Annotated in this window: 16 protein-coding genes; 6 read left to right on the top strand and 10 right to left on the bottom strand. The window is 67.9% G+C overall.

Annotation, left to right across the window (positions count from 1 at the left end; genetic code table 11):
* The first annotated feature begins 33 nt into the window (after positions 1–33).
* Together ACG04R_RS22510 and ACG04R_RS22505 are read left to right on the top strand one after the other, a co-directional pair.
* On the top strand, positions 34–447 hold the full coding sequence (locus tag ACG04R_RS22510) for a sugar 3,4-ketoisomerase (RefSeq protein WP_394415868.1): 414 nt from the start codon (positions 34–36) through the stop codon (positions 445–447).
* Positions 444–1,535 (top strand): DegT/DnrJ/EryC1/StrS family aminotransferase, encoded by a 1,092-nt coding sequence (locus ACG04R_RS22505; RefSeq protein WP_394415867.1) that lies wholly within the window; start codon positions 444–446, stop codon positions 1,533–1,535. The genes ACG04R_RS22510 and ACG04R_RS22505 overlap by 4 nt, the downstream gene beginning before the upstream one ends.
* Here the strand turns inward: ACG04R_RS22505 and ACG04R_RS22500 are convergent, their stop codons facing one another.
* Genes ACG04R_RS22500 through ACG04R_RS22490 form a run of 3 tightly spaced genes read right to left on the bottom strand, consistent with a single transcriptional unit; the run spans position 1,536 to position 3,828 of the window.
* On the bottom strand, positions 1,536–2,243 hold the full coding sequence (locus tag ACG04R_RS22500; protein ID WP_394415866.1) for a class I SAM-dependent methyltransferase: 708 nt from the start codon (positions 2,241–2,243) through the stop codon (positions 1,536–1,538).
* Positions 2,240–2,878: an HAD family hydrolase gene (locus ACG04R_RS22495; protein ID WP_394415865.1), complete on the bottom strand. Its 639-nt coding sequence runs from the start codon at positions 2,876–2,878 to the stop codon at positions 2,240–2,242. The genes ACG04R_RS22500 and ACG04R_RS22495 overlap by 4 nt, the downstream gene beginning before the upstream one ends.
* Entirely contained in the window at positions 2,875–3,828 is a 954-nt protein-coding gene (locus ACG04R_RS22490; protein ID WP_394415864.1) for an ATP-grasp domain-containing protein, read from the bottom strand. Before ACG04R_RS22490 ends, ACG04R_RS22495 begins: the two co-directional genes overlap by 4 nt.
* 98 nt (positions 3,829–3,926) lie before the next feature.
* Between ACG04R_RS22490 and ACG04R_RS22485 the strand changes: the two genes are divergently transcribed.
* Positions 3,927–4,874 (top strand): glycosyltransferase family 2 protein, encoded by a 948-nt coding sequence (locus tag ACG04R_RS22485; protein ID WP_394415863.1) that lies wholly within the window; start codon positions 3,927–3,929, stop codon positions 4,872–4,874.
* A gap of 145 nt (positions 4,875–5,019) precedes the next feature.
* On the opposite strand, the gene ACG04R_RS22480 is transcribed toward ACG04R_RS22485, so the two are convergent.
* The 5 genes from ACG04R_RS22480 to ACG04R_RS22460 form a co-directional block, all read right to left on the bottom strand.
* On the bottom strand, positions 5,020–5,778 hold the full coding sequence (locus ACG04R_RS22480; protein WP_394415862.1) for an SDR family NAD(P)-dependent oxidoreductase: 759 nt from the start codon (positions 5,776–5,778) through the stop codon (positions 5,020–5,022).
* Positions 5,775–7,010, bottom strand: a complete 1,236-nt coding sequence (locus ACG04R_RS22475) for an acyl-CoA reductase (protein WP_394415861.1) — start codon at positions 7,008–7,010, stop codon at positions 5,775–5,777. Before ACG04R_RS22475 ends, ACG04R_RS22480 begins: the two co-directional genes overlap by 4 nt.
* Positions 7,011–7,080: 70 nt before the next feature.
* Entirely contained in the window at positions 7,081–8,166 is a 1,086-nt protein-coding gene (locus tag ACG04R_RS22470; RefSeq protein ID WP_394415860.1) for a LuxE/PaaK family acyltransferase, read from the bottom strand.
* A 12-nt stretch (positions 8,167–8,178) separates the two neighbouring features.
* A complete protein-coding gene (locus ACG04R_RS22465) occupies positions 8,179–9,534 on the bottom strand; it encodes an AMP-binding protein (protein WP_394415859.1) in 1,356 nt (451 codons plus the stop codon).
* Positions 9,535–9,547: 13 nt separating this feature from the next.
* The gene (locus ACG04R_RS22460) at positions 9,548–9,781 is read right to left on the bottom strand and encodes an acyl carrier protein (protein ID WP_394415858.1); all 234 of its coding nucleotides are present in this window, start codon (positions 9,779–9,781) and stop codon (positions 9,548–9,550) included.
* A 187-nt stretch (positions 9,782–9,968) separates the two neighbouring features.
* Here ACG04R_RS22460 and ACG04R_RS22455 point away from each other — a divergent pair, with 187 nt between their 5' ends.
* A complete protein-coding gene (locus tag ACG04R_RS22455; RefSeq protein WP_394415857.1) occupies positions 9,969–10,118 on the top strand; it encodes a hypothetical protein in 150 nt (49 codons plus the stop codon).
* Positions 10,115–10,789 (top strand): glycosyltransferase, encoded by a 675-nt coding sequence (locus ACG04R_RS22450; protein WP_394415856.1) that lies wholly within the window; start codon positions 10,115–10,117, stop codon positions 10,787–10,789. Before ACG04R_RS22455 ends, ACG04R_RS22450 begins: the two co-directional genes overlap by 4 nt.
* 90 nt (positions 10,790–10,879) lie before the next feature.
* Here the strand turns inward: ACG04R_RS22450 and rffA are convergent, their stop codons facing one another.
* Both rffA and ACG04R_RS22440 read right to left on the bottom strand, forming a co-directional pair.
* Positions 10,880–12,031, bottom strand: coding sequence for a dTDP-4-amino-4,6-dideoxygalactose transaminase (gene rffA, locus ACG04R_RS22445; RefSeq protein WP_394415855.1), 1,152 nt, complete (start codon positions 12,029–12,031; stop codon positions 10,880–10,882).
* 50 nt (positions 12,032–12,081) lie between these two features.
* Entirely contained in the window at positions 12,082–13,467 is a 1,386-nt protein-coding gene (locus ACG04R_RS22440) for a glycosyltransferase family protein (RefSeq protein ID WP_394415854.1), read from the bottom strand.
* A gap of 107 nt (positions 13,468–13,574) precedes the next feature.
* On the opposite strand from ACG04R_RS22440, the gene ACG04R_RS22435 reads away from it, so the two are divergent.
* Positions 13,575–14,510: a GNAT family N-acetyltransferase gene (locus ACG04R_RS22435; protein WP_394415853.1), complete on the top strand. Its 936-nt coding sequence runs from the start codon at positions 13,575–13,577 to the stop codon at positions 14,508–14,510.
* The last annotated feature ends 10 nt before the right edge of the window (positions 14,511–14,520 follow it).

Genomic DNA, 14,520 nt, shown 5'->3' with positions numbered 1-14,520 from the left:
CTTGGTCCCGAAGCATCACCAAGGCTTTCGCCCATGTCCATCGACCGCTGCCAGATTTTCGACCTGCCCAAGATCCATGACCCGCGCGGCAACCTGACCTTCATCGAGGGCGGGGTGCATGTGCCCTTCGACATCCAGCGCGTCTACTACCTCTACGACGTGCCTGGTGGCAGCGAGCGCGGCGGTCATGCGCACAAGAACCTGCACCAGTTCATCATCGCGATGTCGGGCAGCTTCGACGTCATCCTCGACGACGGCAAGGACAAGAAGCGCGTGCACCTGAACCGCAGCTACCAGGGCCTGTACATCTGCCCGATGATCTGGCGCGAGCTCGATAACTTCTCGTCGGCCTCGGTCTGCATGGTGCTGGCCTCGACCAAATACGACGAGGGCGACTACCACCGCGACTACGCGGAGTTCATGCGCGACCGCTGGGGCGCCAAGTGAACATCCCCTTCCTGGACCTGAAGCGGCTCAACGCGGCGCACGATGAGGCCATCCGCGCGGGCATCGAGCGCGTGCTGGCTTCGGGCTGGTACATCCTGGGTGCCGAGGTCGAGGCCTTCGAGCGCGAGTTCGCGGCCTATTGCGAAGTCAAGCACTGCATCGGCGTTGCCGACGGCCTGGACGCACTGAGCCTGACCTTGCGCGCGCTGGGCATCGGCCCGGGAGACGAGGTGCTGGTGCCGTCCAACACCTTCATCGCCACCTGGCTGGCCGTGTCCTCGGTGGGGGCGATACCCGTGCCTGTCGAGCCCCGGCCGGGCACGCACAACATGGACCCCGAGCGCATCGAAGACGCCGTCACGGCGCGCACGAAGGCGATCATGCCGGTTCACCTTTACGGCCAGCCCTGCGAGATGGAGGCCATCAACGCGGTGGCCCAGCGCCACGGCCTGAAGGTGGTCGAAGACGCCGCGCAGGCCCACGGTGCGCGCTGGCAGGGGCGCCGGGCGGGCTCGTTGGGCATCGCGGCGGGGTTCAGCTTTTACCCGGGCAAGAACCTTGGTGCGCTGGGCGATGGCGGCGCCGTCACGACCAACGACGACACGCTGGCTGCCAAGCTGCGCCTGCTGCGCAACTACGGCTCCACGCAGAAGTACCGCCACGAGGTACAGGGCGTGAACTCGCGTCTGGACGAGATCCAGGCCGCCGTGCTGCGCGCCAAGCTGTCGGCGCTGGACGCCGACAACGTCGCCCGCGCCCGTGTGGCAGCCTGGTATGACGAGGCGCTGACCGGTGCCGACGTCATCCGGCCTGTCGTGGCTCCGGGGGCCGAGCCGGTGTGGCATCTCTATGTCATCCGCACGCCGCGACGTGCTGCCGTGCAGGCCGCGTTGACGGCCGCCGGCATTGGGCATCTCGTGCACTATCCGCTGGCCTGCCATCAGCAGCCGGCCTATGCCGCACTGGCCTGGCCATCGCTGCCCATCGCCGAGGCCTTCCAGCACGAGGTGCTGAGCCTGCCGATGGCGCCCTACCTGACCCGAGACGACGTGTTCCGCGTGGCCGAGGTCGTGCGTTCGGTCGGGTGATTAGCCGGCCGAGGCGACAACGTAGATCTCGGCCGCCGTGTCGGGGTAGCGTTCGCCGAGCTTCATGAACGCGTCCAGCATCGCCGGCGTCCAGTCGCGGTCGATCTGCGCGTTGGACACCGGCTTCATCCAGTAGCCGCCGAACACTTCGATATCCAGGCCGGCCTGAGTGAAGCTGGCACGGAAGGACTCTGGGTTGAAGACGCGTTGATGGCCGTGGCGGTAGTCCAGCTCGCTCATGGCATCTTCCTGCGCCAGCAGGCCCATGATGACGGCGGCCTGGCGATGCAGCGACCGCGCATTGGGGACGGCCGCGAAGATGCGGGCGCCTGGCGCCATCCAGCCGCGCACGAGCTTGAGCACGGCCACCGGGTCGGTGACGTGTTCCAGAACGTGCCCCAGCACGATGGCGGAGAAGGGGGCATCGGGCACGAAGTCTTCGAACATGGACTCGTGTACCTTGGCCTGCGGAAAGCGCTCGCGCAGACTCTGGCAGTAGACCGCAGACCCCTCCAGCAGGTGCAAGTCGTCGCGCTCTGCGGCGATCAATGTGGTCATCACACCTTCGGCCGGCCCCATCTCCAGCAGCCGGCCAGGTGGCAGGTGGCGGCGTGCGATGGACCAGCTGTGGCGGATCATGGAACCGTTGCAGCCCAGGGCGTAGATCGAGTCCCGGGCGATGGCGTCGAGGTGGGCGTTCTGGGTCATGGTCGAGGCAGGGCCGCAAGCGCGGCGCCGAGGTCGGGGTAGGAGACACGGCCGCGCGCGCGCCAGAAAGCGCTGGAGCGCATGCCGCCATTGAGAGCAAGGAAGGGCATGCCGGCGCGTTCGGCCGCGTCGGCATCGCTTTCGGTGTCGCCGATGAAGGCCAGGGCCTTCAGCTCGCGCAAGGCCCTGGCCTTGGCCGTTGCTGCGTCGTTCGGCGGTACTACCAGAAGGGCGTCCAGATGTGGCATCAGGCCCAGGCGATCGAGCTGCTGTCGCAGGAAGAACGGCTGGCTGCGCGCGGTCAGCACGACGATGTTCGTCTCGTCGCGTGCGAGCGCTGCCAGCGCGTCCATCACGCCGGGCAGCAGTCGGTCGTAACCCAGCCAGGGCCAGTGCTCGATGCTGCGGTTCCAGGCTGCGGCACGCGCGTCGGGCGCTGGATGGCCCAGTGCGTGCAGCGCCACCATATTGGAAGCACCTTCGCGCTTGGCGGCCCAGTAGCGCGAGATGAAGTCCTCATCCATCCCGTCTTCTCGGCACAGCTGCTTCATGAGGGCGCAATGGCGCTCCTCGCAGGAAATCAATGTGCCGTCGAGATCCAGAGCCAGCGTGGTCATTGCGTCGTTCGACTTCAATCGACTTCCGGCGTCAGCAGCTCGAAATACTGGCGCGTCACGGCGCAACGCAGATGGTGCGGTCGCAAGTGTTCGCGCCAGCTGTGGCCAAAGGTGCGGGCCAGATGTGCGGCAAAGAAGTCGGTGCCGTTGGCCGCGCTCATGAGCGTGCCGGCACCCAGGCGCGGATTGATGTCGGTCACCGCGAGGCGCTGTCCATCGGAACTGGCGATCGCCTGGAAGCAGAACGGCGTCGTCAGGCTGAAGCCCTGCACCATCTTTCGGGCGTAGTCGCGCAGGATCGGGTTCGGCGCGATGCGTGCCTTGGTGCACACGCCGCTCTTAGTCTCCACACGTTCGCGCACAGAGCAAATGACGATGTCGTCGTCGCCGGTCGGAAAGCAGTCGACCGTGTACTCGGCACCAGGCAAGGCCTCCTGCACGAAGGCGCCGGCTGGGAGCGTATCGAGCTGCTCGGCGCGCTGAATGGGCCAAGCTGCGCGACCACCGAAGCTGCCCGGCAGCTTGGCGAATCCAGGCGTGCCAGCCTCGATGTCGGAGCGGCCCAGTGTGCGCGGGCTGTCGACGCCAAGGGTGGCCAACCGTGCGGCGTACTGGTCCTTGGCCAACGCCAGCTTGGCGAATTCATCGTCTGGCCCCAGCAGTTCGACGCGCAGCCGGCCGCGCTCGCGGGCGGCCCAGGCGATCTCAGGGTCGATGATCGGCAGGTAGTGGGTCACGCCCTCGGCGTCGATCAGCGCGTTGAGTTGAGCCAAGTAGGCATCGCCGGCCTCGAACGGCGGCCACTGCAGGTGCAGAGTCGAAAGCCGAGCGGCGCTGCACCAGGCGGCGCCGTTGGTGTCGGCGGTGATGAGCCGCACACCGGGCATGTGCTGGGACAGCGTGAGCGCGTAGGCCCAGCCGACGCCGGTGCCAGCTGCGGTGATGAGCAGGGTGGGCGACGAAGTCATGCGGGGCATTGTGCGGGCCTTCGATGATGGCGGAGGCCTGGAGATGACCCGCATTTCTCGTGTTGCCCGTCTGGAACGGCACCTAGACTGCGCGGGCCATGAGTTTCACGACGCTGATCCCGGCCTACAAGCCGGCCTACCTGACCGAACTGCTTCGCGCTTTGCAGGTGCAGACCCAGCTGCCGGCGCGTGTCATCGTGTCGGACGACAGCCCGGATGGTGCCTTTCTGCGTGCGTTGGCCGAGCCGGCGCTTTCGCCCGTTGTGCATCGGCTCAACCTCAGCGTCGTGCCCGGCCCCAGGCGCGGCGGTTGGGCCAATTGCCAGCAACTGCTCGGCCTCTACGGTGGCGCGACACCGTACTTCCATTTGCTGATGGATGACGACATTCCCTATCCGAGCTTCTACGCCCGTCATGCCGAGGCGCTGGCCGTGACGGCTGCTGGCTGCGCCGTGAGCCGGCGCTGGTATGCCAGCGAGACGGGACAGCCACTGGCCAGCCTGCCCGTGCCCGCCGAGCTGGATGCGATGTCGCAGCGCGTGTTGCGGCTGCCCGCGAGCATCCTGTTCGAACATATCGTCGGCACCGGCAACAACTGGCTTGGCGAGCTTTCCAACACCACGTTCAGGGCCGAGAGTGCGGATGACCTGATGCACCCCCAGCTCGGCGGCGTGAAGCTGCATGGTCTGGAAGACGTTGGTGCGATGCTTATTTGCACTCAGCGTGCACCGCTGGCCTTTGTCAATGAACACCTGGGCTACTTTCGAACCAGCGCCGGCCAGAACTCGCAACAGCCGCTGGGGCGGGCGTTCAAGCTCGGCGTGGTCGGCTGGATCGCCTTTGCACTCGGCGCTTTGCGCGCCGGTCAACTGAGCGAGGCGTTGGCGCGAGCCACCATCGCCAGGTCTGCCGAAGGGGTGCGTCAGCGCTACGCTGCAGAGGCTGACATCCAACCCTTCATCGCGCTGCTGCCGGCGCTCTCCGTCGGTGCTGAGGCCGACGAGGAATTCCTTCGCCTCTGGCACGATTTCGGCGCCACGCGTTGAGCATGATCGACCTGCTATCTGTTCTTCGCTGCGCGCCAGGCCATCCATGACGGAGCGCAGCGGTACGAACTGACGCTGGCGGGCTACCTGGCAGGGTGCTACGCCACCGGCCCTTCTTGACCGAGTCGGGCGACGGCGCCTGGATTCAGATCACCATGCCGCCGTCCACGCCGACGACCTGGCCGGTCACGTAGCTGGCCATGTCGCTGGCGAGGAACAGCACGACGTCGGCCACCTCGTCGGCGCCGCCGGCCCGGGCCATCGCGATGGCGCCGATGCGCTCGGCGCGCTTCTCGCTGCTGATGGAGCGGGCCATGTCGGTGTCGATGAAGCCGGGTGCCACGGCGTTGACGCGGATCTTCTGCGGCGCCAGTTCCTTGGCCAGCGACAGCGTGATCCCGACGACGGCGGCCTTGCTGCCCGCGTAGACGGCCTGGCCGATGTTGCCGCGCAGGCCCATGATGGACGTCACGTTGATGATGGCCCCACCTCCCGAGCGGGCCATCAGCCGGCTGGCGTACTGAGCGCAGTACAACACGCCCGATGCGTTGGTGCCAAAGGTGTTGTCGATCTGCGCCGGCGTGACCATGCCGATCAGCGCATCGTCCAGCACGCCCGCGTTGGCTACCAGCACGTGCAGCTTCTTGTGGGTCTTGAACACGGTCTGGAATGCGTCGCGCACGCTGGCCGGGTCCGCCACGTTGCAGGCCAGCGGCTGCAGTTGCGCGTGGGGCAGGGCGGTGCGGATGCCCTGCGCGGCTGCCTGCAGGGCGGCCTCGTTGCGGCCCAGCATGATGACGCTGGCGCCGGCCTGCGCCAGCTTGTGCGCGCAGGCCAGGCCGATGCCGCGCGAGGCGCCGGTAACAACGGCCACCTTGTCCTGAAGCGAGAGGTTGATGCTCATGAAATCGGCAAGGCAATGAGTCGGCTGAAGGACAGGATCAGATCTTGTCCATCCCACACCGGCGAGAAATCCAGCGCCCTGCCGATGGGCACGAGGCGGTCGATGGCCCGGGCTGGCACGGCCTGCATCAGCGCCATGAGCTCGTCCTCGCCGAAGCCGAAGACGGACAGCGTCTGCTCACGGTCGCTGAACTGCTCGGCCAGCGCCGCGAGGCTGTCGGTTCGCTGTTCCAGGAACAGGCCGTTGCCGCAGTGGACCTCCTTGACCGCAGCGGTCAGTCCGTGGTCCAGCACCAGGCGCAGCGGATAGCTGCCCAGCATGTTCGGGCCCAGATGGGCGAGGCCAGCCGCCGCGTACTCGAAGCTGGCAGCCACGCGGGCCATCGTCATCGCGCCGCTGTTGTCGGCGTCGCGGCGCGTCAGCTCGGCCGCCACGGCGGCCCAGAAGCGCAACGCTGCGGCGTCGACATCAGCGCCGCCGCCCACCCAGGCCAGCATGCGCGGACTGGAGCAGGCCTGCTGGGCGAACCAGAAGGCGTCGTTGTAGAAGCCCTGGGCGAGCCGGGCCAGGCCGGCATCGTCCAGCGCCAGTACGGCGGCAGCAGACAGCGCGGCGGCGGAGAAGCGGTCCGGGAAGCACAGCTCGGTCGCGGTGGGGCGCAGCGGGATGGCGCGCAAGGTGGCGACGGTGGCGTCGCCGCCCCAGACGACGCGCAGCTGGCTGCGGGCAGAGATCGCGCCGGTGATGGCGTCGTCGTGCGGGTAGGTCAGCAGCACGAAGCGGCCGGCAACCGGCTCGCCCACCGGCTCGGCCAGTGTCGCGCGCAGGGCCTCGATGACGAAGTCCTGTTGCGGGCTGCCCTTCTGCGACACGCGCACGAGGTTGGCATTGCCAGCCAGCAGCGACAGCAGCCAGGAGTACATGAACACCGAGTCGACATTGGCCGGCGCCACGTGGAAGGCCAGGCCGCGGCCCAGGCGCAGGAAGCCGGCGCGGGCCGGGTACTGCGCCGCAAGGTCGCGCAGCGAGGCGCCGCGGAACCAGTGTCCCAGCGCTGCCATCTCGGGGAACTGGCGGGCCTGCGGGTGGGTCAGCAGACGCTGCGAGAAGCGGGCCACGAAGGCGGTGGCGCGGGCGTCGAAGGGCGCCCAGGCGGGGGCGGCTGCACAGCGGTCGAGCAGGCCCTCGAAGGGCGTGCCGTCATCGGTGCCGAGCAGATACCTGATGCTCATGGGCGCACCCTTCGCGCTGTGCGCTGGCCCGCCGGGCGGGAATGAGCCCCTTCGGGCGGCCGTGCGGGGCTCATGCCGGCACCGCCCGCGTATCGCTGCAGCCGCGCATCTCGACCTGGGGCAGGCGCCCGCTGATCGTGAAGTGGCGTCCCGGCCGGCCGCACGGGCAGTCGTCCTCGCCATGCAGCGTGCCGACGTCCTCGGTCAGCAGCGAGTGGCCCGGGTAGCTCAGGGGCAGGGCGCTCAGCACCTGGACGACGCCGGGTTCGCCCACGGGCTGGGGCTGCAGCGTCTGCGGATGGCGCACGATGATGTCGGCGAACACCGGCGCATGCAGGTGGCCGTGCTCGCATTCCATGAAGATGGAGCCGACCTGCTCCACCATGCCGTAATAGTTGAAGACGCGGCGGATGCCGAGCTGCTCGCGCAGCCGGGCCTTGAAGTCGTCGTTGCCGATCTGCTGGTCGGCCAGCCGCTTCCATCCGCCGCCGTGGATCAACGTGCTCCCGGGGCCGAAGTCCAGCCTGACGCCCAGTCTCTCGGCCTCCTGGCACAGGCCCAGCCAGACGACGTAGGTGAAGCCGAACAGCAGCACCGGCTGGCCCTGGTGGGCCTGCAGCCAGGCCTGCAGCTCGTCTGCCTTCAGTCGGAGGTCGGCGTCCAGCGCGTAGTGGTGGTCGCGGCCGAAGACCGAGAAGCCGAGGATGCCGGCGGCGCGGGCGTTGAACTGGGTGCGGTCCTTCAGCAGGTCGGCGCTGTCGACGACGATCATGGGCAGGCGCTGCTTGCCGAGGAAGGCGGCCATGATGGCCGCGAGCACGCGTGTCTGGCGCACCGAGGTCTCGCGGTCCAGCCGGATGCGCGAGACGGCCTGGCCGCTGGTGCCGCTGGAGGTCAGCGTCTTGATGATCTGCTCGGGCGGCACGCTGGCCAGGTCCAGCGTCTTGAACAGGCGCACGGGCAGCCAGGGCAGGGCGTCGAGCGTGGCAGCCGGGGTCGTGCCGAACAGGCGCTCGCGCATGCCGGCGTAGGCGGCGCAGCCCTGGGCATGCCAGTCGCTGAGCGCGTTCAGCGTGGCCAGCAGCAGAGGGCGCTTGCGCCCGGCCGTCAGGCCGTAGGGCTGGGCGAGGTCGAAGGGGAGGTCGGGGGCCTGCATCGTTGGGGGCTGTCAGGCCAGTTCGTTCAGAGCCGCATAGTCGCGCTTGCCGGTGGGCAGCAGCGGCAGCGCCGGCAGCAGCCGGATGCGGAGCAGGCTCAAGGGCAACTGGAGTCGCTGTACCAGCAGCTCGCGGGCCTGGGCCGCGACGGCTTCGTCGGCGCTCTCGACGGCGACGACGAGGCGCTCGTCGCGCCCGCCGGCCGCCACGGGCAGTTTGAGGACGGTGGACAGCAGCGACTCGACCTCGTCCAACCCGATGCGGCTGCCGCTGAGCTTGACGAAGCGCTTGAGCCGGCCGGTCACGTAGAAGAAGCCGTCTTCGTCCATGTGTCCCAGGTCGCCCGTGCGCAGCACTCCGCCCAGCTCGTCGCCGCGCGTCAGATCGTCGGCCGCTGTGGCATAGCCCATCATGACGTTGGAGCCGCGGTAGAGCAGCTCGCTGCTGGTGTCGTCCACGCTGAGCTGGCCGCCCGGAATGGCAATGCCGATGGCGCCGAACTTGTCGGCCAGCCGCTCGGGCGGCACGTAGCTGATGCGGGCGGTCGCCTCCGTCTGCCCGTACATGACGAAGAAGCGCGCACCCTGCTGCTGCGCCCAGGCATGCAGGCGGCGGACGAAGGGTTCGTCCAGCCGGCCGCCCGCCTGGGTGATGGTCTTCAGTGCCGGCAGCCCGGCCTTGTCGAAGCCGGTGCGCAGCAGCATCTGCCAGCTCGACGGCACGCCGGCGATGCTGGTGACGGCCAGCTCGCGAAGCCGCGGCAGGAACTCGGGGCTGAGCACGCTGGCGTCCGACAGCGCGACGCAGGCACCCGCCAGCAGGTGGCTGTGGATGACGGAGATCCCGTAGGAGTAGGACGGCGGCAGCGTCGTCAGCGCGCGGTCGGTCGGTGCGATCTGCAGATAGGCCGCGATGGACGCGGCATTGGCCTGCACGGCGGTGCGTGACAGGCGGACGAGCTTGGGGCTGCCGGTGGAGCCTGACGTGCTCAGCAGCAGACCGAGGTCGGGGTGCAGTGCAGGCGGCATCCCGGTGGCGGGCCGGACGTCGGCCGGCGCACCGTGCAGCCAGGCTGGGCGGTAGAGGTCGACCAGGGCCTGCGCCGCCGGGGCCGGCATGTCGGCCGGCAGCAGCAGCGCGACGTGGCCACAGCTCAGGCAGGCCAGGTGCTGGACGAGGTCGTCCAGCCGGTTGCGGAAGAACAGCAGACCCAGCAGGCGTTCGCCTCGGTCCCGCAGCGTCGCAGCGCGCGCGTCGACCAGGGCGTCGAGCTCGCCGCGGCTGATGCTGCGGCCCTGCTCGTCGATCAGGGCCAGCGATTCGCTGAGCTGGGGCTGTGCCGCCCAGAGTGGCTGAGGCGTCGCCATGGCGGGCCAAGGGTCAGAGGTATTTACGAACGATCTGCTTGGCCTTGGCGAAGCTGCTCAGGTCGATCACGTCCTCGGCGTCGATCATGATGTCGAAGGCCTCCTCGATGGCCGCCACCAGGGCCATGTGCGCCACCGAGTCCCAAGCCGGGGAGTCCGCGTAGGCGAGCGAATCGACCACCTGGTCAGGGCTCAAGCCCAGGGCATCGGCGAAGGTGAGGCGGAGCTTGTCGTCAAGGTTATCCATGGCTGTCGATGGCGTGGGCAGGCAATGTGCAGGGAGATTATCCGAACCGCCTGCGGGGCATCCCTTGTGGACGGTGTGCGCCGCCCCTGTTTTCGTGCCTTGGGCCGTCGATGGCTTCCGCGTCTGGCCCGTGTTTGACTGCCTGCTCGCGGCTTGTGCGCCGGCCCGCCGCCCCTAGACTCGCCGCATGTCCACGATGCTGATACCGGCCTTCGAGCCACCTGACCTGCCCGACCTGCTCGCAGCCCTGCAGGCGTTGAAGCCGGCTCGCGTGATCGCCTCGGACGACAGCCTGGAGGGGGCCTTCGTCGAGCCGTCGAAAGGGCGGCACCCGTGATTGACCTGGTCTGCGCCACCCGCCTGTCCTCGGACGAGTTCTGGGGGCGCTCGGCCCTTGGCCTGTCGTTGCGCCGCATGGCCCACGACGACCGCCTGAAGGCGCGGGTCTACTTCGAGAACCGACGCGGCCTGCCGGCGCTCTACAACGAGCGCATCGCCGCGGCCGACGCCTCGCCGGTGCTGGCCTTCATCCACGACGATGTCTGGCTCGATGACTTCTTCTTCTTCGAGCATGTGATGGCGGGCGTGCATGCCTTCGACGTGATCGGCGTTGCCGGCAATCGGCGGCGTGTGCCGGGCCAGCCCTCCTGGGCTTTCCCGAGCACGAAGTTCGAGTGGGACGAGCGCGTCCATCTGTCGGGCGTGGTCTCGCACGGGCCCTCGCCTTTCGGCCAGATCAGCGCCTTCGGGCCGGTGCCCGCGGCCTGCGAGCTGCTCGACGGCGTGCTGCTCGCGGCCCGGCGCGACCTGCTGCGCGAGCGCCAGGTCGGCTTCGACGAGCGCTTTGACTTCCACTTCTACGACATGGATTTCTGCCGCAGCGCGCGCGCCGCCGGTCTGCGCCTGGCCACCTGGCCGATCGCGATCACGCACCAGAGCGAGGGCGGCTTCGGCTCGAACGGCTGGCTGCAAAGCTACAGGCAGTACATCGACAAGTGGGGCGACTGAGCGCCAGCCCCTGTCTGTCGTTCACGCGCCGGACACCCGGCTGCGGGCAGCACTGATCGCTGCAGTCGCCGTTTCAGCGGTCCGACGCCTTCATTTCTCCGTGCAGAGGCGCGCGAGCTCGTCCACGACGCGGCCCTGCTGCGATTCGCTCAGCCCGACCCACAGGGGCAGCCGGATCAGCCGTGCCGATTGCTGGTCCGTGATGGCCAGTTCACCGTGCGCGCGGCCGTAGTGCTCACCCGCCGGCGAAGAGTGCAAGGGCACGTAGTGGAAGACGCTGAAGATATTTTGGCGCTTGAGCTCGTCCAGTACCCTCTGGCGGTCGATTCCGGGTGCCAGCAGCACGTAGTACATGTGGGCGTTGTGCTGGCAGTCGGCGGGGATGACGGGGCGCCGCAGCAGGCCTTGCGCCTCTAGCGGCTGCAGCAACTCGTGATAGCGCTGCCAGTTCGTCAGCCTGACCTGAGTGATGCGCTCGGCCTCTTCCAGCTGCGCCCACAGGAAGGCCGCGATCAGCTCGCCCGGCAGGAAGGAGGAGCCAACTGTCTGCCAGGTGTACTTGTCAACCTCGTTGCGAAAGAAGCGGCTGCGATCGGTGCCCTTCTCGCGGATGATCTCGGCCTGCTGCGTCATCTGCGGGTTGTTGACGAGCAGGGCGCCGCCCTCGCCGGAGATGACGTTCTTGGTCTCGTGGAAGCTGTAGGCGCCGAGATCGCCGATGGTGCCCAGCGAACGCCCCTTGTAGCGGGACATGACGCCCTGGGCCGCGTCCTCGATCACATGGAGGCCGTGCTTGCGGGCGATGCGCAGGATGGCGTCCATCTCGCAGGCCACGCCCGCATAGTGCACGACCACGATTGCCTTGGTACGCGGGGTGATGGCCGCCTCGATCAGGGTTTCGTCGAGATTGAGCGTGTCGGCCCGGATGTCCACGAAGACCGGGACTGCGCCGCGCAGCACGAAGGCATTGGCCGTGGAAACGAAGGTGAACGAGGGCATGATGACCTCGTCGCCGGGCTGGATGTCCAGCAGCAGGGCGGTCATTTCCAGTGCGGCGGTGCAGGAATGCGTCAGCAGGGCGCGCGCGCAGCCCGCCTGCTCCTGCAGCCACTCGTGGCATCGCTTGGTGAAGGCGCCGTCGCCGGCCAGGCTGCCATTGAAGTGGGCCTGGGCGATGTAGTACAGCTCCTTGCCCGTCATGTAGGGGCGATTGAAAGGGATGGGTGCATCGACCGCCGGCATGGGAGCTTGTGCGCCGAGTGCTGGCTTTGACATGGGCGTTGGAGCGAGGGTCATGTGAGCGTGCCGGCGGGGCGGCAGACCTTGGGCGCGACGTAGTTGTCGGGAATCCGGGCCTTTGTGCCGAGCGCTTCCATCGAATGGTTGCGCTCGTAGTCGGCCCGGGCCAGCAACGCCTGCTCGCGCAGCACGGCCGGCGTCAGGGCCCGGTAGGCTGCGACCAGCTCCTGCTCGGTGCTCCAATGCAGGCAGCCGGGATACGCGTGGATCAGCGAGCTGCGCACCGGATGCTCCCGGTTCTCGTACATCAGCACCGGCAGCCCGCAGCCCTTGGTCTCCACCAGGCCACGGGGGCCGCAGACCGGGAACGACGAGATGCAGAGCTGGATGTCGCTCGCCTTGAGGTAGCGCCAAAGACTGGGCACGCTGCCGACGTGGCTGAATCGTTCAGCGGCCAGCCCAGCACGAGCGATGGTTGCCCGGATCTGATGCAGCATCTCCTCGTTCAGATCGCCGATGTGGACGTGCTCGCCGGGCAGCAATTGCAGACGCTGGGCGACGACGTCGGCATAGGTCAAGCCCGCTTGCCCGTCGAACTTGCGCTGGGTGCCGTGGCTGCAGGTCTTGAGCGGGCCGCCGGCCTCCCATTCCCGCCAGGGCCGCATGCCTTGATCTTCGGCTGCGATCGGCCACAGGTGGACGCCGCGCCCGGTGTCGTTGGCAATGTCCTGGGCGCTGATCGCGTTCAGCGTTACCAGCATGTACCAGGGGATGTTGAGGCCCAGCGAGAAGGTGTCGGCATGCAGGACCTTGATGATTTGCCGGGCGGAACCGCCGGTAAGGCCGCAGTAGCTCACCACGTCGTGCTGGTGCGTCATCAGGATGATGCGGCGTGGCCGCTGGGCCCTGATGTAGGCCCGCAAGATCAGGATCTTTTCGAGCAGCGACTCGGCTTCCAGGTAGTGGGCCTTGACGGACGGTCCCAGGGCCTGGCTGAGTTGCTGCTTGAATTCAGAGGTCTTCGGGCCCCCGTTGATGTTGGTCAGAACAAGTTCCCGGCGCGCTGAGCGGTCCACCTTGATCAGGTCCATCAACAGCGGCGTGTGCCCACCCTTGCCCCAGTAGAGCTCGGTGGCGATATACAGCGTGAAGTCATCGGTGCCGGCCGTCGCGGCAGGCATGGGATCGTCGCGCTCGATCGCTTCCGCGGCTTGGCAGCACAGCGCGTCAAGAGTCGACGAGCCCGTGAGCAGGCCTTGCGCCTCCTTGTCGTAGGCGCGCTGGATCGCATAGACCGCCATCGCGTTCAGGAAGTTCTCGAACTGCCTTTGGGCAAGGACGTGCTGCAGAGGGGCTATGACCTCGTTCATTTCGACTCTTGTCTTGCGGGTTCGCGGTGTCGTGCTGGCTTGATGCAGACCCGAGTTGTACTTGAACATGCCCGAGAAATCGGGAAGGATGGAAATGAACGGGCGGCGCGTGCCTTATGTCGTCCACCAACCGGGCGGACACGGGGCGCAGCCAGGCCCGGTGCGCACCGCGGGTTTTGCACCTGCACGACGAGGCCGCCATGGCCGGGCGCTGCGGCGATGATCCGCTTCTCGCGACGCGGCTCGCGCGGCCGGCCGATCCGCCGGGCCTCGTCGCGAACCTCGACCGCGAGTTGCTCTTCCCGCCGGCCCGTGGCCGGCTTCACTGCAACCAGCCTTGCGCCGCCATGCCCCGTCTCCATGCCGCTTCCAATGCCTCGCTGGACTGCCGTCTGACACCCTGGGACGAGCGTGTATTCGGCGTGCCCTGCGCTGAGATCACGGGCCTGGATGGACATGATGACGAGACGCAGATCCTCGCCCTGCTGCAGCAGTTCGACACCTGGGCCCGCGAGAACGGCGTGCGTTTTGCCTATGCCCGGGTGGCGCCCGAGGCCGCTGCCAAGCGGGCCTTCCACCGCGCCGGTTTCTATTTCGCCGAAGCCAGCTACCGGGTCGGGCATCGCCACATTCAAGGCAGCGCAGTCTTCGACCGACTGATCCGGCGCGGCCCGGTGCTGGAGCCAGCCGTCGTTGCCGACCACGCCGCCTTGCAGCAGATCCTGGCGGATGACTTCGAGCATGGCCGCATCCATGAGGACCCATGGGTCACGCGCGAGCAAGCCGCGCTGCGCTACCGCAACTGGCTGCACGACCTGATCGAACAGGGCCACGAGCTGCTCTGCTACCGTTTGAAGGGCGAAGTCATCGGCCTGCATGTTCAGCGTGCCGATGAGGGGCGCGTGGACCTGGTGCTGACCGGCGTCAAACGCAGCCATGCCCTGCTGGGGGCTTCGTTGTGGGCCGAGGTGCTGCGCCTGAATCGGCTGCGCGGGGTGCGCGAGGCCCACACGCTCATCTCAGCCGCCAATATCCCGATCCTGAACCTCTATCGCCGCCTGGATTTCCAGTTCGACGCGCTGCTTGTCGGCTTTCACAAGCGCTACGAATGATGCCGAGACG

The sequence above is a fragment of the Pelomonas candidula genome (genome assembly GCF_043555985.1).
GTDB classification, from domain to species: Bacteria; Pseudomonadota; Gammaproteobacteria; order Burkholderiales; family Burkholderiaceae_C; genus Pelomonas; species Pelomonas candidula.
The sequence above is the reverse complement of the archived record's forward strand: the minus strand, read 5'-3'. Positions and strand labels throughout refer to the sequence as shown.